The sequence below is a fragment of the Rahnella sp. WP5 genome (genome assembly GCF_000745615.1).
GTDB classification, from domain to species: domain Bacteria; phylum Pseudomonadota; class Gammaproteobacteria; order Enterobacterales; family Enterobacteriaceae; genus Rahnella; species Rahnella aceris.
In genome coordinates this window covers 137,934-161,912 of record NZ_JQJR01000007.1, presented here as the reverse complement: position 1 = coordinate 161,912, position 23,979 = coordinate 137,934, and the positions used below count along the sequence as shown (strand labels likewise).

At 52.3% G+C, this 23,979-nt stretch carries 20 protein-coding genes; 13 read left to right on the top strand and 7 right to left on the bottom strand.

Annotated elements, in window-relative coordinates; all coding sequences use genetic code 11:
- Positions 1-88 precede the first annotated feature (88 nt).
- Together EX31_RS05125 and EX31_RS05120 are read left to right on the top strand one after the other, a co-directional pair.
- The gene (locus EX31_RS05125; protein ID WP_013573530.1) at positions 89-331 is read left to right on the top strand and encodes a hypothetical protein; all 243 of its coding nucleotides are present in this window, start codon (positions 89-91) and stop codon (positions 329-331) included.
- On the top strand, positions 328-1,578 hold the full coding sequence (locus EX31_RS05120; protein ID WP_051930995.1) for a serine hydrolase domain-containing protein: 1,251 nt from the start codon (positions 328-330) through the stop codon (positions 1,576-1,578). The genes EX31_RS05125 and EX31_RS05120 overlap by 4 nt, the downstream gene beginning before the upstream one ends.
- A gap of 1 nt (position 1,579) precedes the next feature.
- On the opposite strand, the gene EX31_RS05115 is transcribed toward EX31_RS05120, so the two are convergent.
- On the bottom strand, positions 1,580-3,286 hold the full coding sequence (locus EX31_RS05115) for a bifunctional ornithine lipid synthase OlsF (protein ID WP_037033733.1): 1,707 nt from the start codon (positions 3,284-3,286) through the stop codon (positions 1,580-1,582).
- Positions 3,287-3,484: 198 nt separating this feature from the next.
- Here EX31_RS05115 and EX31_RS05110 point away from each other — a divergent pair, with 198 nt between their 5' ends.
- The gene (locus tag EX31_RS05110) at positions 3,485-4,711 is read left to right on the top strand and encodes an MFS transporter (protein ID WP_037033732.1); all 1,227 of its coding nucleotides are present in this window, start codon (positions 3,485-3,487) and stop codon (positions 4,709-4,711) included.
- On the opposite strand, the gene EX31_RS05105 is transcribed toward EX31_RS05110, so the two are convergent.
- The 3 genes from EX31_RS05105 to EX31_RS05095 all read right to left on the bottom strand — a co-directional run bounded on the left by EX31_RS05105 (position 4,708) and on the right by EX31_RS05095 (position 9,640).
- Positions 4,708-5,217: a GNAT family N-acetyltransferase gene (locus EX31_RS05105; protein ID WP_037033731.1), complete on the bottom strand. Its 510-nt coding sequence runs from the start codon at positions 5,215-5,217 to the stop codon at positions 4,708-4,710. The two genes, EX31_RS05110 and EX31_RS05105, sit on opposite strands and share 4 nt — an antisense overlap.
- A 432-nt stretch (positions 5,218-5,649) precedes the next feature.
- Positions 5,650-7,500, bottom strand: a complete 1,851-nt coding sequence (locus EX31_RS05100; RefSeq protein ID WP_051930994.1) for a hypothetical protein — start codon at positions 7,498-7,500, stop codon at positions 5,650-5,652.
- A gap of 43 nt (positions 7,501-7,543) precedes the next feature.
- Complete coding sequence (locus EX31_RS05095) at positions 7,544-9,640, bottom strand: hypothetical protein (protein WP_037033730.1); 2,097 nt, start codon at positions 9,638-9,640, stop codon at positions 7,544-7,546.
- Positions 9,641-9,877: 237 nt separating this feature from the next.
- Here EX31_RS05095 and EX31_RS05090 point away from each other — a divergent pair, with 237 nt between their 5' ends.
- Entirely contained in the window at positions 9,878-10,573 is a 696-nt protein-coding gene (locus EX31_RS05090) for a pirin family protein (RefSeq protein ID WP_013573537.1), read from the top strand.
- A 64-nt stretch (positions 10,574-10,637) separates the two neighbouring features.
- On the opposite strand, the gene EX31_RS05085 is transcribed toward EX31_RS05090, so the two are convergent.
- A complete protein-coding gene (locus EX31_RS05085; protein ID WP_037033728.1) occupies positions 10,638-13,358 on the bottom strand; it encodes an autotransporter family protein in 2,721 nt (906 codons plus the stop codon).
- Between the two features lie 400 nt (positions 13,359-13,758).
- Between EX31_RS05085 and EX31_RS05080 the strand changes: the two genes are divergently transcribed.
- From EX31_RS05080 to gntR, 5 genes are all read left to right on the top strand, one after another.
- On the top strand, positions 13,759-14,082 hold the full coding sequence (locus EX31_RS05080; RefSeq protein ID WP_013573539.1) for a PTS sugar transporter subunit IIB: 324 nt from the start codon (positions 13,759-13,761) through the stop codon (positions 14,080-14,082).
- Positions 14,079-15,407, top strand: coding sequence for a PTS cellobiose transporter subunit IIC (locus EX31_RS05075; protein ID WP_013573540.1), 1,329 nt, complete (start codon positions 14,079-14,081; stop codon positions 15,405-15,407). Before EX31_RS05080 ends, EX31_RS05075 begins: the two co-directional genes overlap by 4 nt.
- Before the next feature lie 53 nt (positions 15,408-15,460).
- Positions 15,461-16,843 carry a glycoside hydrolase family 1 protein gene (locus EX31_RS05070; RefSeq protein WP_037033897.1) on the top strand — a complete coding sequence of 461 codons (1,383 nt, stop codon included), beginning with the start codon at positions 15,461-15,463 and terminating at the stop codon, positions 16,841-16,843.
- A 13-nt stretch (positions 16,844-16,856) separates the two neighbouring features.
- The gene (locus tag EX31_RS05065) at positions 16,857-17,774 is read left to right on the top strand and encodes a LacI family DNA-binding transcriptional regulator (protein WP_037033726.1); all 918 of its coding nucleotides are present in this window, start codon (positions 16,857-16,859) and stop codon (positions 17,772-17,774) included.
- Between the two features lie 105 nt (positions 17,775-17,879).
- Positions 17,880-18,875 (top strand): gluconate operon transcriptional repressor GntR, encoded by a 996-nt coding sequence (gene gntR, locus EX31_RS05060; protein WP_014411484.1) that lies wholly within the window; start codon positions 17,880-17,882, stop codon positions 18,873-18,875.
- A 121-nt stretch (positions 18,876-18,996) separates the two neighbouring features.
- Here the strand turns inward: gntR and EX31_RS05055 are convergent, their stop codons facing one another.
- Positions 18,997-19,512 (bottom strand): gluconokinase, encoded by a 516-nt coding sequence (locus EX31_RS05055; RefSeq protein WP_037033722.1) that lies wholly within the window; start codon positions 19,510-19,512, stop codon positions 18,997-18,999.
- A 246-nt stretch (positions 19,513-19,758) separates the two neighbouring features.
- Here EX31_RS05055 and gntT point away from each other — a divergent pair, with 246 nt between their 5' ends.
- The 3 genes from gntT to nadS all read left to right on the top strand — a co-directional run bounded on the left by gntT (position 19,759) and on the right by nadS (position 21,836).
- Positions 19,759-21,075 (top strand): gluconate transporter, encoded by a 1,317-nt coding sequence (gene gntT, locus EX31_RS05050; protein ID WP_013573545.1) that lies wholly within the window; start codon positions 19,759-19,761, stop codon positions 21,073-21,075.
- A 131-nt stretch (positions 21,076-21,206) separates the two neighbouring features.
- Positions 21,207-21,530, top strand: coding sequence for a type II toxin-antitoxin system RelE/ParE family toxin (locus tag EX31_RS05045; RefSeq protein ID WP_014411485.1), 324 nt, complete (start codon positions 21,207-21,209; stop codon positions 21,528-21,530).
- A gap of 15 nt (positions 21,531-21,545) precedes the next feature.
- Positions 21,546-21,836 carry a NadS family protein gene (gene nadS / locus EX31_RS05040; RefSeq protein ID WP_013573547.1) on the top strand — a complete coding sequence of 97 codons (291 nt, stop codon included), beginning with the start codon at positions 21,546-21,548 and terminating at the stop codon, positions 21,834-21,836.
- 54 nt (positions 21,837-21,890) lie between these two features.
- Here nadS and EX31_RS05035 read toward each other — a convergent pair whose 3' ends face one another.
- Positions 21,891-22,484: a YhgN family NAAT transporter gene (locus EX31_RS05035; protein ID WP_013573548.1), complete on the bottom strand. Its 594-nt coding sequence runs from the start codon at positions 22,482-22,484 to the stop codon at positions 21,891-21,893.
- 210 nt (positions 22,485-22,694) lie between these two features.
- On the opposite strand from EX31_RS05035, the gene asd reads away from it, so the two are divergent.
- Positions 22,695-23,798, top strand: coding sequence for an aspartate-semialdehyde dehydrogenase (asd, locus tag EX31_RS05030; protein WP_013573549.1), 1,104 nt, complete (start codon positions 22,695-22,697; stop codon positions 23,796-23,798).
- Positions 23,799-23,979 lie beyond the last annotated feature (181 nt).

Genomic DNA, 23,979 nt, shown 5'->3' with positions numbered 1-23,979 from the left:
ATGTTGCGTCAACATTAATTAAACCGATCTAATTCAACAATTTACGTTAATGCAGTGTTCGTGGTGGGCATGTTTAAAGTGATTTTTTATGCATTTAAAGAAATTTTTCATTCTCATTGAGTCGGTTTTTGAATTATTCCCGAAGGGGCAGGAAGGTTTGTTGAAAAGAACATCAGGAACACAGCAATTTCTCATTGAAAAGCGCGAAGAAATAACCCAGTCTGCGGCCTGCACTGCGCCATCCGGCATGTCTCTTTCTCTGTCACAAGGTCATCTGATGTTTACCCATAATTGTTACCGTGCTATTGCGCTGTATAAATCAATGAAATGAAAAGAATGACGGGACGATTTACCGGTTTAAGCATCATGCTTCCTCTGCTTTTGACGTCATGCGGTACACTTTCTGAAATGCAGGTGGAGGAAAATCCTCATGAAGTGAAGCAGCTTGCCTGTAGCCAAAATCTTGACGACATGGTGGATACCGTCGCGCAGCGATATCTGCACAGAGAAAAATCCAGCGGCATGGCGGTCGGGATCATCAGAAATAACGGCGCGGCCAGAACCTGGGGTTATGGCTATACCAACGCGGTGAACGGCTACAAGATTGATGGCGAAACGCTGTTTGCGCTTGGTTCGGTCAGTAAAGGCGTGACGGGAGAAGTGGTGGCGGGGCTGGTCGACAAAGGGCAGCTAAAGTGGGATGACAAACTGGCAGATTTACTGCCAAAAAATATTCCGCTGAGCGAGGACGCCAAAAATATCACTCTGCTGCAACTGGCGACGCATACTTCGGGATTGCCCCGTCAGAAAATGACCAAAGATATGCTGGAAAGTTTTCTCAGGTATTTATATACCGGCGACAACTTCTATCATGAACTGGACAGCGACGCCGTTGTGGATAATCTGTCATCATTTAAAAAGCCATTATTGCTTGTGCCGCAATATTCTAATTTAGGGTATGCACTGCTCGGTTATATTCTGAAATTGAAAACTGGTGAAGATATCCAGCAATTATCTTATGCCTTTATTTTTAATGCCTTAAAAATGGGTAACACCAGTTTTTATGCCAGCCAGTTAAAAGCCTATCCGTATCGTGCGATTGGACATGCGGGAGATCAGCCTAAACTTATCCGCCGTGGCGAGGTCGTCCCCGACTGGCATTTCTCGAATAATATGGTAGCGGCGGCCAGCCTTTACAGTAATGCTGATGACTTGCTGAAATATCTGCGGGCGCATATTGATGATTCACAACCAGGCGATCTCAGTGACGCCATTCAGGTGACGGAAAAAGTCTATTTCCAGCGAAAAATAGAAGCGGCCAATATTGCCTGGGTCACGGATTATAAAGATGGCCAGATTATTACTTACCAGGTCGGTTATATCGGCGGCTATTCCAGTTATATTGGTTTTGATAAGAAGCATAAAAATGCGGTAGTGGTTTTACAGAATACCTTCAACTGGAGCAATTACATTGGTCATGATTTACTGCTGAAAATGGCAATGGCGGATGACTATAAGGCAACCTGCGGGAAAGAGACGTTTTTCTCCTCCCCCGTTAAAGAGGGAGAAGCCCGGTGATCTATTCTGCCTGATGCACTGCAATATACCGCTCAAACTTCGCCGGTTTTAACTGGCTGAGATCCACCAGCACTAACCCGTCGATGCAGTTGTTGAATTCAGGGTCGCTGCCGAAATCAATAAACTGCACACCACCGGTTTCGCAAAGCTCGGAATATTGTTTATACAACGCCGGAATGCTGCACCCGAGATTCGCCAGCAGGCGTTTCAGGCGCTGCAAGTCTTCCTGATAATCATCGCCGCAAAACTGTGCTAACACATCAGGCAGCGAAGCCGGATACGGACGTCGTGATGTCGCCAGCGGTAATGCCGGGGAGAAATACAGGCGGTAAAACGCCACCAGTAAATCACGGGCGGGCAGCGGCATTCCGCCGGAAATCGACACCGGACCAAACAGATAACGGGTCTGCGGATATTTCGCCAGATACGCGCCGATGCCGAGCCACAGATAATCCAGCCCGCGTTTGCCCCAGTAAGCGGGCTGAATAAAGCTGCGCCCGAGTTCGATACCCTGCGCCAGAATCGGGTCCATCTGATGGCCATAGTGGAACAGGCTCTGGCTGTAGATCCCGTTCAGCCCTTTGCTGGCGACTTGTTCTGCGGTCGGGATGAACCGGTAAGCACCGACAATTTCCAGCGCCTGCGGATCCCATAAAACCAGGTGATAATAATCATCATCATAGCCGTCGAGATCACGGCGGCGACCACTGCCTTCGCCCACGGCGCGGAACGCGATTTCGCGCAAACGCCCCAGCTCGCGCAAAATCGGCACAGTGTCTTCACCGTGACGACGATAGAGGTAAATCATTTTGCCGTCCGGCGTGTTGCCCAGCACTTCGCTGGCTTCCAGCGCGTGTTTTAGTACCGCACGGTTTTCCGCACGGGCAATCGATGTTTCGGTGTGGAACAAACCCGGCTTGCCAGCGCCGAGGCGGTAAAGGTGTTTACGAAAACGCGCTGCCAGATCGCCCGCCTGCATTTGTCCATCGTGCCAGCTGGTATACGGAATGCGCGCACCGATTTTAAGCGTCAGGCTGTTGCCGCGCTGGCCGAACATTTCATGTACCAGTAAAAGCGTACTGAGCGGGCGGTAAATCATGGAACTGAGATAAAACAGCGCGCTGTTGCTGCCACTGATATGCACCGGCACCACCGGTGCACGGGCTTTGGCGGCGAGGCGGATAAATCCGGTGTGCCATTTTCCGTCGCGCACACCTTTCGAACTCATGCGGGATACTTCACCCGCCGGGAAGACAATCAGCACGCCCTGATTCTCCAGATGTTCCTGCATCTGTGTGACCTGATTGCGCCGCGTGCGGTTGCCCATATTATCCACCGGGATCATCAGGCTGCCGAGCGAAGACACCAGCGACAGCAACTGATTCGCCACCACTTTGACATCCGGACGTACCGACGCCACCGCATGTAATATCGCCAGTCCGTCCAGCGTGCCAATCGGATGATTCGCTACGATAACTACCGGGCCGTAGCTCGGGATTTGCTCCCGGTCGCGCTCGGTCAGTTCACAGCGGATATTAAAATGTTCAAGTACCTGCTCGGCCATATCAATGCCTTTCAGGTGCGGATACTGATCGGCGAAACGGTGAAACTCTTTTTCGCGGAACAGGATTTTTAACAGTTTGCGTTGCCAGGAAGGGGTTTTCTGCTGCGGGTCGAGATCCTGAAACAGGGTATCCATGCTGAACATAGGATGTCCTCCGGTTGAAGTCTCCCGACCATAATCAGCGCGCATGACAGTGATGTGTCACTTTGATGGCAGTACGGGGAAGCCTGAGTAAAACAACGGTTCAATTTGTTGCGAAAGCAAGCCATTGCTAATAAAGTCAAACACTCATTTACGGCTTTGTAACATGCCAGAACCCTTTTTTGTGAGACGCGACTTTCCATGCCTGACGCTGCTTCGCCCGACCTGACTGCCACCAGTCCGTCAAAGACCACGCTGCGAATTCTCTCGATTCTGGTGTTCAATTTTGCCAACTATCTGACCATCGGCCTGCCACTGGCGATCCTGCCGGGTTATGTACATGAGCATCTCGGCTACAGTGCTTTCTGGGCGGGACTGGTCATCAGCCTGCAATATTTCGCGACGCTGCTGAGCCGCCCTTATGCCGGGCGTTATGCGGATAAAGTCGGGCCAAAAAAGGTGGTGATATTCGGGCTGAGCGGCTGCCTGCTCAGCGGCGTGTTCTATCTGCTGGCACTGGGATTTGACGCCACACCGGCGGTCAGTCTGGCGTTGTTATGTCTCGGGCGCGTGATGCTTGGTGCCGGGCAAAGTTTTGCCGGAACCGGTTCGACGCTGTGGGGCATCAGCGTGGTCGGCTCCCTGCATATCGGCAAAGTGATTTCATGGAGCGGGGTGGTCACTTACGGTGCGATGGCGATCGGTGCGCCACTCGGTGTGCTGATTTTCAGTTTCGGCGGCCTGACGCTGCTGTCGGTGTGCATCATTCTGGTGGCGCTGACGGCGCTCATCACCGCGTGGCGCAAGCCGCCGGTGGTCACAAAAGCCCCGGCGCAAATCCCGTTCCGCCAGGTGCTGGGGAAAATATTGCCTTATGGCATGATGCTGGCGCTGGCGTCCACCGGCTTTGGGGTGATTGCCACCTTCATCACCCTGTTTTATGCCGCGAAAGGCTGGCCGGGCGCGGCATTTTCCCTGACATTCTTCAGTGTGGCCTTTGTCGGCATGCGGCTGTTATTGCCCAACAGCATCAACCGTTTTGGCGGATTGCGTGTGGCGCTGGCCTGTTTTGTGGTGGAGATTGCCGGGCTGATTATGGTGTTTTTCGCCCCGACGGCGTGGGCTGCAATGGCCGGTGCTTTCATTACCGGTGTGGGTTTCTCGCTGGTCTATCCGGCGCTGGGCGTGGTGGCAGTCAAAAAGTTGCCGCAGGAAAATCAGGGCAGCGCGCTGGCGACCTATTCGGCATTTCTTGATTTATCTCTGGGGATTACCGGCCCGCTGGCCGGTGTGCTGATGGCGCAGGCTGGCATTGATGCGATTTATCTTGGCTCGGCACTGCTGGTGCTGATGGCGCTGGCGCTGGTCGTCCGGTTGCTGTTACGTCAGCCTCCGGCTGAAACCAGTGCCTCTGTCAGTGCTGATTAAACCGGTTGCCGTACGCCACGGATGCGCCCCATATGCAGCGTATCCACCAGCTCGCCGTCGCGCATTGCGTAGCTCGGGCTGAGGCCTTCAACGCTGAAACCGAACTTTTTGTACAGCCCGATTGCGGCATCATTATCGGCATAAACCGTCAGCTCGACGCGGATCACGTGCAACCATTTGTCACACAACTCAAGGGCAGCAGCGATCAGCTGACTGCCGACGCCTCTTCCCTGAAATTGCGTATCCACACCAATACCGAAAGTCGCCACATGGCGGCGTCGCCACGGCTGCTCAACCATCAGGGTGAGATTGCCCACCAGTTTGCCGTCGATACACGCAACCAGCGCGAACCGGCCGGGTGCGGCATTGGCAAGGCGGTCTTCCCATAGCGTGGCGGGTGGATAAGGGAGTTGCAGGGTGTCGCTGTAAACAGGAACCTGAGCGTATAGGTGTTGAAGCGCCTCTGCATCTGCGGCTTCAGCGTGACGAATGACTATTTCGCTCATGGCGACACTCCTATTTTTGTGGTTACTGTTTGAATATCCTCTACATTTATCAGGAATAGGAAAACTGTCAATCGAATGTTTGGTGAAAAAAACGCTTTACAAGTGCGAATGATAATGATTATTATTGCCATGCGTTCCGGGGATGGCCTCACACCAAGGTCAAACGGGTCCCCATGAATGCACGACATTGCTCACATTGCTTCCAGTATTACTTAGCCAGCCGGGTGCTGGCTTTTTTTTCTTCATATTTTGAGCTGTGGATGCGTTGGCTGCGTTCGCTCACCCCGGTCACATACTTGTGTATGCTCCCGGGGATTCGCTCGCTTGCCGCCTTCCTGTCACTCAAACTATTTCGAAAAAACTTCCTTTCATATTATGGGGTCGCTCGCTGGCCGCGTTCCTGCGACTCACATTCTTTCGAAAAATCCTGCTTCAGGGAAAACTCATATTCTGCTGCCATATCACCCGATCTCCGGCGGGTGGTTGGGCGATGACGGTGCTGCCGGATAAACGGTTATTAAGGAACATCAGTGAACTGGCGGGTTGTGCGGCGACGTCGGTGAAGTCGAACGTTGCCTGCGTCAGGGTTGAGGAAAGAATATCGATTTGCTTTGGCGCAGTGCCGGAAAGCGTGAAGCCGACCTGATTAAACTGCGATGCCTGAACCGACAGTGTGGAGGATTTCAGCGTGAGCGGTGCAAATTCGGTGGTGGCATTAAACGTACAGCGGACAAAATTCACCGGCGCCGTGCTGTCAAATGAATGCCCGTTGATGTCATTAAATACCGTATCGGTAAAGGTGATGGCGGCAGTGACGTTGCTTTGTACTACCGGCGCGCCGTCCTCCTGCAGGGAAAACTGACACTGACGAATAACGTTCGGGCGCGCAGCGCGTTGCGATGCCTGGCTGATAATCAGGGTGCGGTCAGCGGTACAGCCGGTCATCTGCAAACCGTCGGCATTCACCCACAACATCCCGGACTGCGGGATAGTTTCGTTGGTGATCACCACCAGATCTTCCAGCGTCAGTTCACTCACGCCGGAGCGGGCGACAAACCACGGACAGACGTGCTTACGTACATTGATACGTTTGGCGCTGCCTCCCCAGGTGGCACCGGAATTGGCAAAGGTCATCAGGCCGGAGTTGCCGGTATAGGTGAGATCATGTTCGTACTGACCGTGAGTCACGAACGGGCCTTTTTCCGCGCTCTGTCCGCTGGCGTGACAATTCTCGACCAGGCAATATGCCGACGCCGTGAAATCATTTAAATGCCGCGCGTTCGCCACGCTGCAATCACTGACATGTCCATACAGACAATAGATTTGCTGTGTCAGATATCCGGCACCGCCAAAGGCGGTGTTCGGCGGATTAATGAGAGAGCACTGCTGCGTCAGATAATGGGTATTCCAGCGTCGCATCACCACCGGCCAGAACGAGCCCGTCGAATGGATCCCTTCGACATTGGTGTAAACACCGTATTCGAACGCCACCGGATGGCTGCCGGTGATCTGATCAGCCCCCGCCCCGAAGAACTGCATATTTTTGATGGTGACGAATGCGACCGGTTCGACTTTCTGCCAGCTGATCACCCTGCCGGCCAGCAGTTCCCAGCCGTTGTAATAGCCAATCTGAATATGCGTGCTGTCAGGAATCGCGATGATTTCCACCAGCTTTTGCAGCTCGCGTTCCGCCGCGCCTTTCACCGGTGCAACCTGCACCGCATACCAGTCGCCCACGCTGAACAGTGACGAATCCGCGACCGGGAAAATATCCGTTTGCTCCTGCAACGTTTCTGTCAGCGTGAAGGAGACGGGGGTGCCGGTCACCGTGCCCCGGAAGAACAGTACGGCGGCAAACGGGTCATTGACCGGTGCGCTGGCAATGCCGGTGGTGAAAACCCGGTTGTTCTGGAAATCCAGGGTGATGTCTGAGCGTGAGAAACGATGGCGGCGCTGAAAAAGCAAATCTGAAAAAGCGAAGATCTGGCTGATGGCCGGGTCATTGACTAATGCATCCAGCGCATCGTCGGCGGGTTGCTCAGCATTGAGAATACCGAAAGTGCGGAAATCGCCCACGCCCTGATGGATAAGCAGCCAGCGTCCGGTGTCCGAGTGGTCAGAAGGGATGACTGTGCCGTTATTGGCGGGCAGAACGCAGTTTTTGTCCCAGTGATAATGACCGCCGCCGCCGTCACCGGCCTGAAAATAACCATTAACGAAGACATTATGATCCAGACGTATTTTATGATTCTTCAGCGCGGATACAGAATTGAATGTTTTCATGGGTGAATCCTTTTAAGGCTCAGAGGTGAGCCACTTTATTTTGTTATATCTCCGTATTTTCAACCACAATATGCGGCCCTGTACTGGCTGGCACAACGGATCGGGTATTTATCATGATATTGTTCTGTTCAATAAAATAAGACGGACGGGAAAATGCCTTATCTGTGAATAACCGCTTACCGTGCGTGAATGTCACGTGATGCGCCTGATAATGATTAATACCGGCGGTAATGTGAATATGAAGCTGATCGTCACCGGTCACTTCAGTTTGCATTGGGCCTAATCGCCAGGTCACAGGATGTTCGCCGGTCCGTGAAAGTAAAGGCCGGGAGGCCTGATCACTGGACAGTGTGGAATCACCATTAATAACGATTTTCTGAGGTTCATCAGCCGTTAAAATAAGGGACACATTTTCAAGACGGCAGGCGTTAAAGTTAACTTCTTTATTTTTAATTAACAGCGAAACATCTTTGTCCGTTCCTTTAAACTGGCAATGGGAAAAATACAGCAGCGAACGGCCATTAATGGAATTCCGGGCTTCGGCCGCCGGATGGGAAACAATAAACGGGTCATCCGGCGCCAGGTTACTGATAGTGGAATCATGGCGAGGATCCAGTACGAACCCGCAGTTTTCGAATACGTTCATTTTGATACTGCGCTGACTGTTTTGCAGTAATGTCAGTTCTCCGCTGAGGCTGCAGTTTTGCACCGTCAGTCCGTCGCAATTCAGGCGCAATATGCCGAGATTATCCTGTTCCACACTCCGGTAAATGTGCACATCCGTTAAGGTCAGATCAGTAACGTGCGTGTCGGCTGTCAGCATAGAACAATGGTGCTGGTTGATGACAATACGTGCCGCCGACTGTCCCCAGGGTTTGCCGGAATTGGCCAGTGTCAGGATGCCGGAGTTGGCCGTAAAATGCAGATCATGTTCATACTGACCGTGGGTGACGAAAGCACCGGAACTGTCACCGTTGCTGTGACAGTGCTTTACCACGCAGGAAGAGCTGGCGGTGAAATCGTTAAGATGCCGGGCATTGGATGCCGTACAGTCCGTAATCACGCCATACTGACAGTAAATTTGCTGAGTCAGATAGCCTGCGCCGCCCCAGGAAACCGAAGGTGGATTAGTCAGCGAGCATTGTTCAGTGCGAAAGAAGGTGTTCCAGCGACGGAAAATGACTGACCAGAATGTCCCCTGAGCATGAACATTCAGAACATCGCAATAAATGGCATATTCGAAGGCGACCGGCTGGGAACTGCTATTAGCCAGCTGCCCCTCTGCGACATATTGCATGTTCTGAATACAGACATTTTCAACCGGCGTGACTTTGCGCCAGTGCAGTTGACTTTGGGCGTCCAGCGCCCAGCCGCTTCTGTAATTGAGCCGGATATGCGTTTCATCAATGTATTCTGTCACCTGCACCAGTCGTTGTATTTTGCGTTCCCAGTGGCCGGAGACTTTGTCCGATTCCAGGCAATACCACTGGCCGACAGGATATAAGCTGCTGTCATCTACCGGATAGATTTCTGACAATAAAGGCAAAGGATCCCTGAGAAGGGATATTGATGTTTTTTCTTCTGCTATTCCCCTGAAAGAGAAAATAGCGGAGAGGTAATTATTTTTGGCATCTGCCAGGGTTTCCAGTCCTGTCGCGGTCACTGTCTGGCCATTAAAATCGAGGGTGATATTCGAACGGTTAAAGCGATGGCGCGACATGAAATTCAGCGAGGTATGTGCTTCAATCCGGTGAATAAGCGGATCACTGATCATCGCCTTCAGTGCCGCATCTGCAGCATTTTGTCGGTTAACTATACCAAACTGACGAAAATCCATGACGCCGTTATGTAATTGCAACCAGCGGCCTTTAGCGGATTTTAACGAGGAAATAACGGTGCCCTGATTGGCCTCTTTCTCACTGTTCGCATCCCAGTAAACCAGTTTTGGCGCACCATCTCCGGCAAAGTAATATCCCAAAACCATCGCGCAGGTCCGGTCAGCAGGCGCAGAGAGGTTTCTTAACGCCATAATGTTGCTCGCGCTAATCATTTTATCCGGATTAATTTCAACGGCTTTAAATAATCCCGCCGACACTACACCACCGGTTATTCCCGCGATCAACTCGCGGCGGTTAATCATGATAATTTCCGGAAACAGATGTCACATTAATTTACCTTAAGGAGTTTCTTCTTTGAGTATTGTACCGATGGGTAATTAAGCAACCTGTACAAGAACAATTTACCTCAACCTTCCTCAAATCCTTTGGATTGAGTCACCTGCATTTGTTCATATTTTTTGAACAGAGGGGTGAAGTTTTTACGCTTTCTTATTCTCAGGCGTTGACTAGACTAGAGAAAACATTGAGGAGAGTTGAACATGATCTATTTACGTCAGGCACAAGAACGCGGTCACGCCAGTCACGGCTGGCTGGAAAGCTGGCACACCTTCTCTTTCGCCGATTATTACGATGCACAATTCATGGGATTCTCCGCACTGCGGGTGATCAATGAAGACTTTATCGATGAAGGACAGGGTTTTGGTAAGCATCCGCATAAAGACATGGAAATTCTGACCTATGTGCTGGAAGGCACCGTGGAACATCAGGACAGCATGGGCAATAAAGAACAGATCCAGGCGGGGGAATTCCAGATTATGAGCGCCGGGACCGGGGTGACACACTCTGAATACAACGGTAACAGCGACCGTAAACTGCACCTTTATCAGATCTGGATTATCCCGAATCAAAAAGGGCTGGAACCGCGTTACGAACAGCGCATGTTCGATGCGCCGCAGGGTCGCCAGTTAGTGCTTTCACCGGATGCCCGCGACGGTTCGCTGAAAGTGTTCCAGGATATGGAGTTGTCCCGCTGGGCGCTGAAAAAAGATGAACAGTCGGTTTATCAGATTCAGGCTGACCGCCGCGTGTGGATCCAGGTGGTAAAAGGCACCGTGTCCATCAACGGTAAGAAAGCCGGGCAGAGTGATGCGCTGGCGATCTGGGATGAAACGGCATTGTCCGTTCACGCAGAGGAAGACAGCGAAATTCTGCTGTTTGACCTGCCGCCAGTCTGATCATGGTGAAGTCAAAAGCAAAAGGCGGTGCTCCGGCATCGCCTTTTTTTGCATCATTCATTCGTCATTTGAAGCTGACATTAATACCGATATTGCCCCGGTAACCTTCCTGTTTTCCGTCAAAGCCACGCTGATAATTCACGCTGGTGTAAAACGATGCATTTTTACTCAATGGCGCCGTGATCCCGCCACCTGCTTTCCAGGCGCTTTGCGAGAAATCAGGCGAAATCTCAGTGCTGCCGATGGTGACGGCGGGCGCATCGCTGAGCGTCGATACTGCGTCGATATTCAGGTATGGCGTAATGTTGGGCTGATCTACCTGAGGCTGATGAGAAAGCCGCAAACCGCCGCGTGCCTGTACGCTGTTGTCGACGGTTTTCGCTACCTCGGCAATACCGTCATTGAACCCTCTCATATGCAGATACTGATAAATCACCTGCGCCTGGGGTTCGAGTCTCCAGCTTTGGGTTATTGCAAAGGGAATGCCGCTTTCCGCTGAAAGCGCCACGCCGTAGCCGTCCTGTTTAGCTTCCGTTTCACTCTGGAATTCGGTGTGGTAATCGGTGACTTGCCCGACGAAATCCAGATACGCGCCGCTGTCGGTCTTCACGGTGTAATAGCCGCCAATGCCGTAAGCATCGGTAGACACATCTCCGGTATCGGTGGATTCACCGACCAGCCCGCGGGCGCTGTCCGAGCTGCTGGTTTTCTGATCCCCCAGCGAAATCATCACCCCGGCATGCACATTATTCCCGCGCGGTGTCTCATCCTGATACAAATCCTTGCCGATCTGGATATAACGAATGTCGCTGTCAAAACTGAAGCGACCTACATCATAATTATCATGCGATCCGCCGACGCGTGCCCATGTGCCATCCTGAGCACGTTTGACGCTATCGCCGGTACGTTCGTGATAAGACCCCATTGAGCTAAAGCCGTACTGCCGGTTAAGGAAGGGCGCGGCAATGTAACCCACGACATCCGTCCGGTAGGCGATCACCGGTTTAGGTGTGGGTGCAGGTTGCGGTGTGGGCTCCGGTGTCGGGTTAGGGGTCGGGTCAGGATCAGGCACTGGTTCCGGCGGCGGCACCGGTTCGAGCCAGGTGCGCAGATACCAGTCTTTTGGCGACGTACTGCCGCCTTTATAGAGATAATAATCGTATGCCCCCGCACTGACTTTTCTCAGCAATTTCAGCGACGATGTGTCATCCCCATCCACCTGCACCAGACGGATCCCGTCGCCTGTCGTCAGCGCACCATTGCCCCTGGCATTGCGCACCAGCACCCCAAAATTGCCGCTGGCGTTACCCTGAACATGCAGTAAATCGGTGGGGGAATTATCGCTGCCCAGTTGCGTGTTGAAATTCAGGGCACCGTTGCCGGAAAGCGTGCTGGCGGTAAGTGTGTGGAATGCCCCCTGCTGCGGTTGGGTGAAGTTCAGCAGGCTGTTATCGAGCGATAAATTACCGAGGACGGAATCGCCAGTCAGATTCCACACCGACTGATTATTCAGCGCCAGTGAATTGAGGTTTTGCACCGAGCCGGTCAGCACGGAGGCATCCAGTGTGACATCGGTTTTCGCCGTCGTCGCATTGATAATATTGCCGATAATCTGGCTTTTGCCGCTGACATTCACCGTACTGATGCCGTTATCGGCAAAGGTCATGGCCGCGTTAATACCGACAATGCGAGCGGTATTTTCGATGATCAGTTGCGCATTACCGTTGTAAATCTTGCTGATGCCGATATTGCCGCTGTTTATGGTCGCGTTATCAATGCGAACGTTTTGCCACTGATCGTCTGTCATGGGGGCGCCGCTCAGTGACAGGCCGACGGAGGCATTGCCCGGTGTGGAAATAAGCAGTTCATTTTCCAGAATCAGGTTGTTAGCGCCGAGGAATGTTATGCCGTTAGTGGACGTCGCCTTCGTGGTAATGGATCCGCCGTTGATCCGTACATTGCTGTCGTTTTCCAGCATCACGCCGTTGCCATATTGCCCGGAGGTGTGGATGTCGACATTCTTCATTTGTAAATTACCGAACGACAACATCACGGCATTGCTCTGATCTTTCTGCGTGATGATGGTTCCGCGATCATAAGTGACATTTGAGAAGCGGTCAGCGGAGCCGTCGATACTTATGCCCTGACGAACCTGAGACAAAAGTGACGTATTGAGTAATGTGGCATCGGCATTGTTGATGGCTATTGCCGAACTGCTGGACATTCCCGAAAGATGATTAACAGTCAGCCCGGTGGCATTCAGCGTGGCGCCATTATTCACCTCAACGGCATTATCCGCGTTATTGGCGTTAATTGTGGCGTTAAGCATATTTGCCGAGGCGTTATCATTAATCACCACGGCGGCATTATTGGAATTTACCGTGGCTTCATTAATATTTAATACGCTGTTCTCATCCTGGACCGTGATGGCATGAGAAATACCGGATAACGTGCTGTTGTGATTAACAACAGAATCCTTTCCGATATTAATTATCCCACCATTTTGAGCGGAAAGGGAGGAGCCAAGCTGGCTGCCGGACGCGTTGAACGTGTTAGCCAGGAGGGTCAGTTCTGCGCCATTTTTCACCATAATGCCATATTTTATCAGCGGGTTATCGGCAACAATGTTTTCGTTATCCTTGGTGGATAAGGTCAGCTTTTGATTGTTCGTCAGCAGCAGTGGCAGGGTGTAATTTGCCGCACTGGCGCTCATGATGGCGATATTGGGCAGGCAACACGCCAGCAGAATACATCGTGTAATTTTACAGGTGTTAAACGCCGGCATCAGGCATTCCTTAAAGATAATAAGCGGTGAATGCCGGACAATGTATTGATTAATTTCCCACCGACAAAATCATTCCATATCAATTTTTAACATCACATAGTGCGTGATATTAATCAGGTCTTATTTTGATTTTTGACGGTTTTAAATATCCTGCTGATGAGTAATTTAATCCCTCCGTGATAATTGTTATCTGGTTTTTCCTGTAGCGTGAGTTTCTTACTGCGCGAATGAAAAATGCGCAAAATGTGAAACGTTTCACATTGCCGGACAATCACCGTGAAATTTTATGAACAGGTTCGCACATTTTCCCTGAAGCCATGGAAACCGGTTTCCATAAAGCCTCAAATACCCTCAACAGGCTAAAAAGGGCAGAACATTAATCATCTCGGAGTGAAGCAAAATGAAAAGAATCATGCTTTGTTGTTCGGCGGGGATGTCGACCAGTTTGTTGGTGCGCAAGATGAAAGAAGTGGCGGCGGAACGCGGAGAAGAGGTGCAGATTGATGCATTCGGTGCCAGCGAGTTTGATGAAAAATTCCGTGATTATCAGGTGGTACTGCTCGGACCGCAGGTGCGTTACATGCAGGCTGATTTATCTGCCAGAGCGGCAGAATTCAACATTCCGGTCGAAACCATCAACATGATGGATTACGGCATGCAGCGCGGCGATAACGTGCTCGACTTCGCTTATGGCCTGATCGCACAGGAAGGAAGCCGCGTATGAGTGGCCTTTATCAGGCGATGGTTAACGTCATCGAAAAACACATCACGCCCCTGGCGGGCAGCGTTGGCCAGCAGCGGCATGTGATCGCCATCCGCGACGGCTTTATCGCTGCGCTGCCTTTTATGATTATCGGCTCGTTCATGCTGGTCTTTATTTTCCCGCCATTCTCGCCGGACACCACCATGGGATTTGCGCGCGGGTGGCTGGATCTGTCGCTGAAATACCGCGAGCAGCTGATGTTGCCGTGGTATCTGAGCATGGGCGTGATGACGTTTTTTATTTCGGTAGGCATTGGCGCAAGCCTCGGCAAACACTACAAGCTTGATCCGATCATGACCGGTTTACTGGCGTTTATGGCGTTTCTGCTGGTGGCTGCGCCGTATCATGACAAACAAATCTCGACGCAGTATTTCTCCGGCGAAGGCATCTTCACCGCGATCCTGACGGCGATTTATGCCGCCGAAGTGTATGCGCTGCTCAAACGCCGCAATATCACCATCCGCCTGCCGAAAGAAGTGCCGACCGGCGTGGCGCGCTCGTTTGAAATTCTGATCCCGGTGGTGGCGATTGTCGCCACGCTGCACCCGCTGAACCTGTTTATTCAGTCCACCACCGGCATGATAATTCCTGAAGCCATCATGCATTTGCTGGCACCGCTGGTTTCTGCGTCGGATTCCCTGCCAGCGATTTTGATTTCAGTGTTTATCTGTCAGGTACTGTGGTTTGCGGGGATTCATGGCGCGCTGATTGTCACCGGCATCATGAACCCGTTCTGGATGACCAATCTGGCACTCAACCAGACGGCGTTGCAGGCCGGTGCGCCATTGCCACACATTTATCTGCAAGGATTCTGGGATCACTATCTGTTAATTGGCGGCGTGGGGTCGACCTTACCGCTGGCGATTTTATTGCTGTGCAGCAAGGCCGTGCACCTGCGCACCATTGGCCGGATGGGGGTGGTGCCGAGCTTCTTTAACATCAATGAACCGATCCTGTTTGGCACGCCAATTATCATGAATCCGGTATTCTTCCTGCCGTTTACGCTGGTGCCGATGCTGAACGCTATTTTTGCTTACACCGCCACCAAACTCGGCTGGGTTGCACAGGTGGTCTCGCTCACACCCTGGACAACGCCTGCGCCGATTGGTGCGTCATGGGCCGCAAACTGGGCATTCAGCCCGGTAATTATGTGCCTGTTCTGTATGGTGTTATCAGCCGTTATGTACTATCCGTTCCTGAAAGCCTATGAACGTACGTTGCTGAAACAGGAAGCGGAAAAAGCCCTGGCACAGACGGCGGGTAATGCCGTGCCGGCAAACAGCTAAACAGTCAAATAATTCAGTTAAAAACGTAAAGCTAACGGACAGCGAGGATGACGATGAAATACGCATTTCCAAAAGAATTCTGGTGGGGCAGTGCCAGTTCAGCGCCGCAGACGGAAGGTGAAACCCTGAGCCACGGAAAAAGCGCGACGGTGTGGGATCACTGGTATTCACAACAGCCGACGCGCTTTCACAATGACGTCGGTCCGCAGGATACCTCGACGTTTTACAAAAACTGGCGCGAAGATATCGCGCTGCTGAAACAGCTCAATCACAACACCTTCCGCACGTCGATTTCCTGGGCGCGTTTGATCCCCAACGGGCGTGGTGAAGTGAATCAGGAAGCGGTCACGTTTTATAACCAGGTGATCGACGAAATGCTGGCGCAGGGCGTACAGCCGTTTATCAATCTGTTCCACTTTGATATGCCGATGGCGATGCAGGAAATCGGCGGCTGGGAAAACCGCGACGTCGTGCAGGCTTACGCAAAATACGCCGATACCTGTTTCGAGCTGTTCGGTGACCGCGTGAAGCATTGGTTTACGTTCAACGAACCGGTGGTGCCGGTGGAAGGCGGTTATTTGTATGATTTCCATTACCCGAACGTAGTGGATTTCAAACGGGCTGCCACCGTGGCGTATCACACTATGCTGGCCCATTCGCTGGCGGTGAAGGCCTATCGCGCCCGCAATTCTGGCGGTGAAATCGGCATTATTCTTAACCTTACGCCGTCTTATCCGCGATCACAGAATCAGGCTGACCTGAAAGCCGCTAACATTGCGGACCTGATGTTTAACCGCAGCTTCCTCGATCCGGCGCTGCGCGGTGAATATCCGCAGGAACTGGTGGAATTGCTGAAAAAATACGATCAGCTTCCGGCCTGCCAGCAGGGCGATAAAGCACTGCTGCAACAGGGTGTGGTGGATTTACTCGGCATTAACTATTACCAGCCGCGCCGTATTCAGTGTCGCGACAGTATGGTTAATCCGGAAAGTCCGTTTATGCCGGAATGGTTCTTCGATAACTATGTCATGCCGGGACGTAAAATGAACCCGCACCGTGGCTGGGAAATCTACGAGCAGGGCATTTACGATATTCTGACCAATCTGCGTGAAAACTACGGCAATCCGCGCTGTTTCATTTCCGAAAACGGCATGGGTGTGGAAAATGAACTGCGCTTTGAACAGGCGGGGCGGATTGATGATGATTACCGCATCGAGTTTGTCAGCGGGCACCTGAAATGGCTGCACCGCGCCTTGCAGGAAGGCAGTGGTTGTCTGGGTTATCACATGTGGACATTTATTGATTGCTGGTCATGGATGAATGCCTATAAAAACCGGTATGGTTTCATCCAGCTGGATCTGGAAACGCAGAAGCGTACGGTGAAGAAAAGCGGCGAATGGTTCGCGGCGGTGTCTAAAAATAACGGTTTCGATTAACACAAGGAAAGACATGGCAAACATTAGCGACGTTTCGCGGCTGGCGAAGGTGTCGAAAGCGACGGTGTCCCGTGTCCTGAGTGGCAGCCGCGGTGTCAAAGAAGAAAGCCGCCTGGCTGTGATGCAGGCGGTGGAAACACTGCAATATAAACCGAGCGTGATTGCGCAGTCGCTGTCCACGCAGTCTACCGGTTGTATCGGCGTGATTTGTGCGACCGAAAACATCAATCAGTCCACCGGTTATCTCCACGCGCTGGAAAAAGAGTTGCGGCTGAATCAGAAGTATCTGCTGCTGCGCTTTGCCACCGACGCAGCGAGCCTGACGCATTCCGTAGCTGAAATTGGCCGCGGTCTGTGCGATGCGATGATTGTGATCGGTGCGCGTTTTCCGCTGCCGGCATTGCCGGAAAACGTGATCACCATTGATTGTCTGGATGCGGATTCAGCACGCAGCATTCACTTTGACCGCAGCTTTGCCGCCGAAACTGCCTGCCAGTATGTGCTCAAACAAGGGCGCCGGCAGATTGCCCTGATCAACGCGGAAAACAGCGAAACCGCCGGACAAATCTTGCAGGGATATCATCTGGCACTGGAGAAGTTCCTGCTGCCTTACGACCGGCGGCTGGAGCACAGCGGCGCAGATGCGCTGACGAAACTGCTGGCACAGAACGTGCCGTTCAATGCGCTGCTGGTGCCGGACGATGCCACCGCGCAGGATGCACTCCGTCAGCTCGCCCGGCACGGGCGCGCCGTGCCTGAAAATGTGATGGTGTTCAGTCTCGACAGTACGCTGCCACCGGGCGTTTCTGCTGTTCCGGCGATTGCCTATCCGCTGGAAACCCTGGCACAACGCGCGATGGCGCTGCTGACCGGCCAGCTCTCAGCGAACCTCAGCGCACCGGTTCGCGGGCAGCTTTCCCTGCCTTCCTGATAAACCTCTCATGTCGCGCAGCAACGGATATCCGCCTGCGCGATTGTTTGCTAACATCACGCTCTGATCCCTTAACCTTTTCAGCGGCCCATCTCTTTGATGAATATGAAGAAAAAAAGACCCGTACTCCAGGATGTTGCCGACAAGGTGGGCGTCACCAAAATGACGGTCAGCCGTTATTTGCGTAACCCTGAACAGGTTTCCGGCGCGTTGCAGGAAAAAATCTCTGCGGCGCTCGACGAGCTGGGCTACATCCCCAACCGCGCACCGGACATTCTTTCTAACGCTAAAAGCCGCGCCATCGGTGTGCTGCTGCCGTCGCTGACCAACCAGGTGTTTGCGGAAGTGCTGCGCGGCATCGAAAGCGTGACTGATATCCACGGTTATCAGACCATGCTGGCGCACTACGGCTACAGCCAGGAGCGCGAAGAACAGCGTCTGACTTCACTGCTTTCCTACAATATCGACGGACTGATTTTGTCCGAACGCCATCACACCGCGCGTACGCTGAAGATGATTGAAGTGGCCGGTATTCCGGTTGTGGAGATGATGGACTGTGTGTCGCCGTGTGTGGATCTGGCGGTCGGCTTCAACAACTTCGAAGCCGCGCGGCAGATGACGCAACAAATTATCGCGCGCGGCCATCGTCATGTGGTGTATTTCGGCGCTCGTCAGGATGAGCGAACCATTATCAAACAGCAGGGTTATGAACAGGCGATGCGTGAATCCGGTCTGGAGCCTTACAGTGTGATGACCAGCCGTTCTTCCAGTTACAGTGGCGGCGCGGAATTACTGCGTCAGGCGCAAAAAGACTGGCCACAAATCGACAGTATTTTCTGTACCAACGATGACCTCGCGGCGGGCGCATTTTTTGAATGTCAGCGTCAGGGTCTGAAAATCCCTTCACAAATGGCGATTGCCGGTTTTCATGGGCACAACATGGGGCAGGCGATGGAGCCACCACTCGCCAGCGTGCTGACACCGCGCGAAAGAATGGGGCAAATCTCCGCCGAACGCCTGCTGGCGAGACTTCGCGGCGAAGAAGTGGTGCCGAGAATGGTGGATGTCGGGTTTACGATATCTGCGGGTGGAAGTATTTGATTTGTTTGCTCCTTCCCCTCTCACGAGGGGAAGGCCGGGATGGGGTGTTGGTTTTGCGGATGACAGCTCAGCCATTAAAACCCCCTCCCCACCTCCCCCTTCGCAGGGGGAGGAGAAAGTCTTACTTCTGAATTGTTTTGAGGGCTGCAACGCAGCGATCTACCACACCTTCAAACTTGTGATCGATATTCACGCGCAACACATCCGGTTCGTCTTCGCCCGGTTCTTCGAGCGCATCGAACTGGCTGCGCAGTAAATCGGTCGGCATGAAATGTCCGGCACGCGCTTTAAGGCGCTCGGCGATCACTTCAAAACTGCCTTTCATGTAGATGAACACCATACCTTCGTTGTCTTTACGCAGGGCGTCACGGTAGCGACGCTTCAGTGCAGAACAGACAATGATGCCGGTTTCATTTTTATGGCGCAGGCTGTAAGCCGCGTCGTTGAGACGCAATAACCACGGCGCGCGGTCATCGTCGTTCAGTGGCGTGCCGCTGGCCATCTTTTGAATATTGGCGCGGGGATGAAGATCATCGCCGTCGATAAATTTCGCGTTAATTTCACGGGCCAGTGCCGCGCCGACGGTGGATTTACCGCTGCCTGACACGCCCATCAGAATGATGCTTTGTCCTGCCATAAGTATGATCTCTATCCCAAAATGAACATTTTGACTGCGTAGTGAGTCCTAATATTACCATGTTACCGGTATCATGATACCGGTAACAAATGGAGATGTGACTAATATCACAAAGGAATGCACTGCTGTTTTAGCGGTCGCGGTCTGTACCCGTAGCACTGTTAATTCCTACAACATCTTGAAAATTAAAAACAATGCTTCACCCGGTTTTTAGTCATACCCGGGTGACTGCGTGAGGGGAAGAATATGCCATTAGTTATTGTAGCGGTGGGTGTCGCACTGCTGTTGTTACTTATGATCCGATTTAAGCTTAATGGCTTCATTGCACTGATTCTTGTCGCGCTGGCGGTGGGGATTATGCAGGGAATGCCGGTCGATAAAGTTATCACCTCGATCAAAAACGGGGTGGGTGGGACACTTGGCAGTCTTGCGCTGATCATGGGCTTCGGTGCCATGCTCGGTAAAATGCTGGCGGATTGCGGTGGCGCACAACGTATCGCGACCACCCTTATCGAAAAGTTTGGCCGTGAGCACATTCAGTGGGCGATCGTGCTGACAGGTTTCATCGTCGGGTTTGCCCTGTTCTATGAAGTCGGTTTCGTGCTGATGTTGCCACTGGTCTTCACTGTGGCCGCGGCGGCGCGTTTACCATTGCTGTATGTCGGGGTTCCGATGGCGGCTGCGTTATCCGTTACACACGGGTTCCTGCCTCCGCACCCTGGTCCGACGGCGATTGCGACGATTTTCCATGCGGATATGGGTAAAACACTGCTGTTTGGTTCACTGCTGGCGGTGCCGACGGTGATTCTGGCAGGGCCGGTGTATGCGCGCTTCCTGAAAGGTATCGACAAACCGGTGCCTGAAGGTCTGTTTAACCCGAAAACCTTCACGGAAGAAGAGATGCCGGGCTTTGGCGTCAGCGTCGCGACTTCACTGGTGCCGGTTATTCTGATGGCATTCCGCGCACTTTGCGAAATGATCCTGCCGAAAGGGCATCCGGTGCTGGCGTATGCTGAATTCTTCGGCGACCCGGTGATGGCAACGCTGATTGCGGTGCTGATCGCTATCTTCACTTTCGGTCTGAACCGTGGCCGTAAGATGGAAGATGTGATGGCAACTGTGACCGATTCCATCAAAATCATCGCGATGATGTTGTTAATCATCGGCGGTGGCGGTGCGTTTAAACAGGTGCTGGTGGACAGCGGTATTGAAAAATACATTGCAGCTCTGATGGACGGCAGCACGCTCTCGCCAATCCTGCTGGCCTGGTCCATTGCGGCGGTTCTGCGTATCGCATTGGGGTCTGCTACCGTGGCAGCGATTACTGCGGGCGGTATTGCCGCGCCACTGATCGCCACCACGGGCGTCAGCCCTGAACTGATGGTGATCGCCGTGGGTTCCGGCAGCGTGATTTTCTCGCACGTCAACGATCCGGGCTTCTGGTTGTTCAAGGAATATTTCAACCTGAGCATTGTCGAAACCTTCAAATCCTGGTCTGTGCTGGAAACCATCATTTCCCTGTGCGGTCTGGCGGGATGTCTGCTGTTGTCGATGGTCGTCTGACGACAAATTGTTAGCATATAAAAGGCGAGCCGCGTGGCTCGCCTTTTACGTTTCTGACGAGAAAAACCTCGCGTTGAACTCTTACCCTGTGAGAGTATTATTCAGCCATCTTGAGTCATGGAATGAGTCATATGGAATATCTGGAGTTTATCGAAACCCCGACCTTTAGCCGCAAATGCAAAGAGCTGCTGACTGAGGAGGAATATCGCCAGTTTCAGGAATACCTCACCCATTATCCCGACGCAGGGGCTTTGATTGTCGGCACCGGTGGATGCAGAAAAATCCGCTGGGGTCATCAAAGGCGTGGAAAAAGTGCGGGTGTGCGGGCGATTTATTATTACCTGTGCGCTGACGGTCAGATTTTCATGCTGCTGGTTTATCCGAAGAGTGAGAAAGATTCACTGACGGAAAGCGAAAAATTGATTTTGAAAAACATTGTACGAAGTCTGTCGTGACACAGGAGATAGACCATGACGAAAGAATTCTTTGAAGAATTGCGACAATCCGCTGAAGAGATGGTCGCTATCCATAAAGGCGAAATGACACCTGCGCATATCACGCGTGTTGCCATGCCCGAAGTAAAACAAATCCGTACAAAGGCGGGAATTAAGCAGGATGAATTTGCCCGACTGCTCGGTGTATCTCCTTCGCTGGTGCAGGCGTGGGAACAACAAAAGCGTTTGCCGAATGGCGCCGCGCTGAAATTATTGAAAATGCTCGAACTGAATCCGCAAATTATCCAGACGCTTAAAACGATTTAAAACAGATGTAAAAAAGGCGAGACGCGTGGCTCGCCTTTTTCGTTTTTTCTGCCGCTAAATCTTCAGATACGCCCTGATCCCATCAAGGAACATCTGTGTTGAGAGCATCACCAGAATCAGGCCCATCAGGCGTTCGAGGGCGCTGACGCCTTTGTCGCCGAGCAGGCGCAGGAACAGGTTCGACAGCAGAAGGATCGCCATCGACATGCCCCAGGCGATAAACAGCGCCAGCGTGAGATGACTCATCTGATTCGGATACTGGTGCGAAAGCAGCATCAGCGTCGCGAGAATCGACGGGCCAGCAACCAGCGGGATGGCCATCGGTACGAGGAAGGGTTCTTCACCGGCTGGCAGGCCGCTGCTGCTTTTCTCTTCTGACGGGAAAATCATTTTGATAGCAATCAGGAACAAAATAATACCGCCGGAAATCGACACGGTTTCGGTACGTAAATTCAGGAACGACAGGATTTTTTCCCCGGCGAACAGGAAGATCAGCATCAGGATCAGTGCGATCAGCATTTCGCGGATTAACACGACCCGGCGACGTTTCGGGTCGAGATGTTTTAAAACCGACATAAAAATCGGTAAGTTGCCCAGCGGATCCATAATTAAAAACAGCAAAATGGTTGCTGAAATCATTTCGGTCATGACTACCTCAGAAAAAATGCCTGTTATAAGTTGCGCTGCTATTAAAAGCTGCACTATTGATTAAATTCACTTGCCACTTCTACTACATTTTGTAAGGTGGTAGACCAGCGCGTTAACGGGGCACAGTGCATCAAAACAGGCACTAACTTAGTGCAAACGCGCGTTCAAGCCGTTTTAAGCAGTTATCACCCTCAGGGCAGGACAGATATTATGAAAAATGTAGGTTTCGTTGGCTGGCGCGGGATGGTCGGTTCTGTACTCATGCAACGCATGATTGAAGAACGCGATTTCGACGCTATCCGTCCGGTATTCTTCTCCACCTCTCAGCACGGTCAGGCCGCGCCTTCTTTCACGGGTCAGTCCGGAACCTTGCAGGATGCCTATGATCTGGACGCTCTGAGCGCGCTGGACATTATCATCACCTGTCAGGGCGGCGATTATACCAATGAAATCTATCCTAAGCTGCGTGAAATCGGTTGGTCTGGCTACTGGATTGACGCAGCATCCTCTCTGAGAATGGAAGATGACGCGATAATCATCCTTGACCCGGTGAACAGCGCAGTGATCCATCAGGGCATCGACAAAGGCATTAAAACCTTTGTGGGCGGTAACTGCACCGTCAGCCTGATGCTGATGTCGCTTGGCGGCCTGTTTGCGAATGACCTGATCGAGTGGGCGTCTGTTGCCACGTACCAGGCAGCTTCCGGCGGCGGCGCGCGTCACATGCGTGAACTGCTGACCCAGATGGGTATGCTGCATAGCAGCGTGGCGAAAGAGCTGGAAAACCCGGCTTCCGCCATTCTGGACATCGAACGTAAAGTGACCGCGCTGACCCGCAGCGGTACGTTGCCAACCGATAACTTCGGTGTTCCGCTGGCGGGCGGTCTGATCCCGTGGATCGACAAACAGCTCGATAACGGCCAGACCAAAGAAGAATGGAAAGGTCAGGCGGAAACCAACAAAATTCTCGGCACTTCCAGCATTATTCCGGTGGATGGCCTGTGTGTTCGTATCGGCGCGCTGCGTTGTCACAGCCAGGCTTTCACGCTGAAATTGAAACAAGACGTGTCAATTCCGGAAATCGAACAGATGCTGGCTTCGCATAATGACTGGGTTCGCGTGATCCCAAATGACCGCGAACTGTCGATGCGTGAACTGACGCCAGCGGCTGTCACCGGCACCATGAACACACCGGTCGGCCGTCTGCGTAAACTGAATATGGGCCCGCAATATCTGTCTGCATTCACCGTGGGTGATCAGCTGCTGTGGGGCGCGGCAGAGCCTTTACGCCGCATGCTGCGTATTCTTCTCTAACGCGATGCAATATTGAAAACTGCCCTGTTTTCTTTGTAAAGATTTCCCCGCGGGACACCAGCACGGTGTCCCGTTTTTGATTCTGTCATCAATCACTTCACCGTTTATCCGCCTTTTTCCAGCGCAACTCTCTGTATTTCATTTTGCGAAAAATTCATCGGTTTCTTCCCGCTGATTTTTC

Bases quoted from the DNA above. Each gene is read 5' to 3' on its own strand.
- EX31_RS05125 (WP_013573530.1), top strand. From the start codon at position 89: ATGCATTTAAAGAAATTTTTCATTCTCATTGAGTCGGTTTTTGAATTA.
- EX31_RS05120 (WP_051930995.1), top strand. From the start codon at position 328: ATGAAAAGAATGACGGGACGATTTACCGGTTTAAGCATCATGCTTCCT.
- EX31_RS05115 (WP_037033733.1), bottom strand. From the start codon at position 3,286: ATGTTCAGCATGGATACCCTGTTTCAGGATCTCGACCCGCAGCAGAAA.
- EX31_RS05110 (WP_037033732.1), top strand. From the start codon at position 3,485: ATGCCTGACGCTGCTTCGCCCGACCTGACTGCCACCAGTCCGTCAAAG.
- EX31_RS05105 (WP_037033731.1), bottom strand. From the start codon at position 5,217: ATGAGCGAAATAGTCATTCGTCACGCTGAAGCCGCAGATGCAGAGGCG.
- EX31_RS05100 (WP_051930994.1), bottom strand. From the start codon at position 7,500: ATGAAAACATTCAATTCTGTATCCGCGCTGAAGAATCATAAAATACGT.
- EX31_RS05095 (WP_037033730.1), bottom strand. From the start codon at position 9,640: ATGATTAACCGCCGCGAGTTGATCGCGGGAATAACCGGTGGTGTAGTG.
- EX31_RS05090 (WP_013573537.1), top strand. From the start codon at position 9,878: ATGATCTATTTACGTCAGGCACAAGAACGCGGTCACGCCAGTCACGGC.
- EX31_RS05085 (WP_037033728.1), bottom strand. From the start codon at position 13,358: ATGCCGGCGTTTAACACCTGTAAAATTACACGATGTATTCTGCTGGCG.
- EX31_RS05080 (WP_013573539.1), top strand. From the start codon at position 13,759: ATGAAAAGAATCATGCTTTGTTGTTCGGCGGGGATGTCGACCAGTTTG.
- EX31_RS05075 (WP_013573540.1), top strand. From the start codon at position 14,079: ATGAGTGGCCTTTATCAGGCGATGGTTAACGTCATCGAAAAACACATC.
- EX31_RS05070 (WP_037033897.1), top strand. From the start codon at position 15,461: ATGAAATACGCATTTCCAAAAGAATTCTGGTGGGGCAGTGCCAGTTCA.
- EX31_RS05065 (WP_037033726.1), top strand. From the start codon at position 16,857: ATGGCAAACATTAGCGACGTTTCGCGGCTGGCGAAGGTGTCGAAAGCG.
- gntR (WP_014411484.1), top strand. From the start codon at position 17,880: ATGAAGAAAAAAAGACCCGTACTCCAGGATGTTGCCGACAAGGTGGGC.
- EX31_RS05055 (WP_037033722.1), bottom strand. From the start codon at position 19,512: ATGGCAGGACAAAGCATCATTCTGATGGGCGTGTCAGGCAGCGGTAAA.
- gntT (WP_013573545.1), top strand. From the start codon at position 19,759: ATGCCATTAGTTATTGTAGCGGTGGGTGTCGCACTGCTGTTGTTACTT.
- EX31_RS05045 (WP_014411485.1), top strand. From the start codon at position 21,207: ATGGAATATCTGGAGTTTATCGAAACCCCGACCTTTAGCCGCAAATGC.
- nadS (WP_013573547.1), top strand. From the start codon at position 21,546: ATGACGAAAGAATTCTTTGAAGAATTGCGACAATCCGCTGAAGAGATG.
- EX31_RS05035 (WP_013573548.1), bottom strand. From the start codon at position 22,484: ATGACCGAAATGATTTCAGCAACCATTTTGCTGTTTTTAATTATGGAT.
- asd (WP_013573549.1), top strand. From the start codon at position 22,695: ATGAAAAATGTAGGTTTCGTTGGCTGGCGCGGGATGGTCGGTTCTGTA.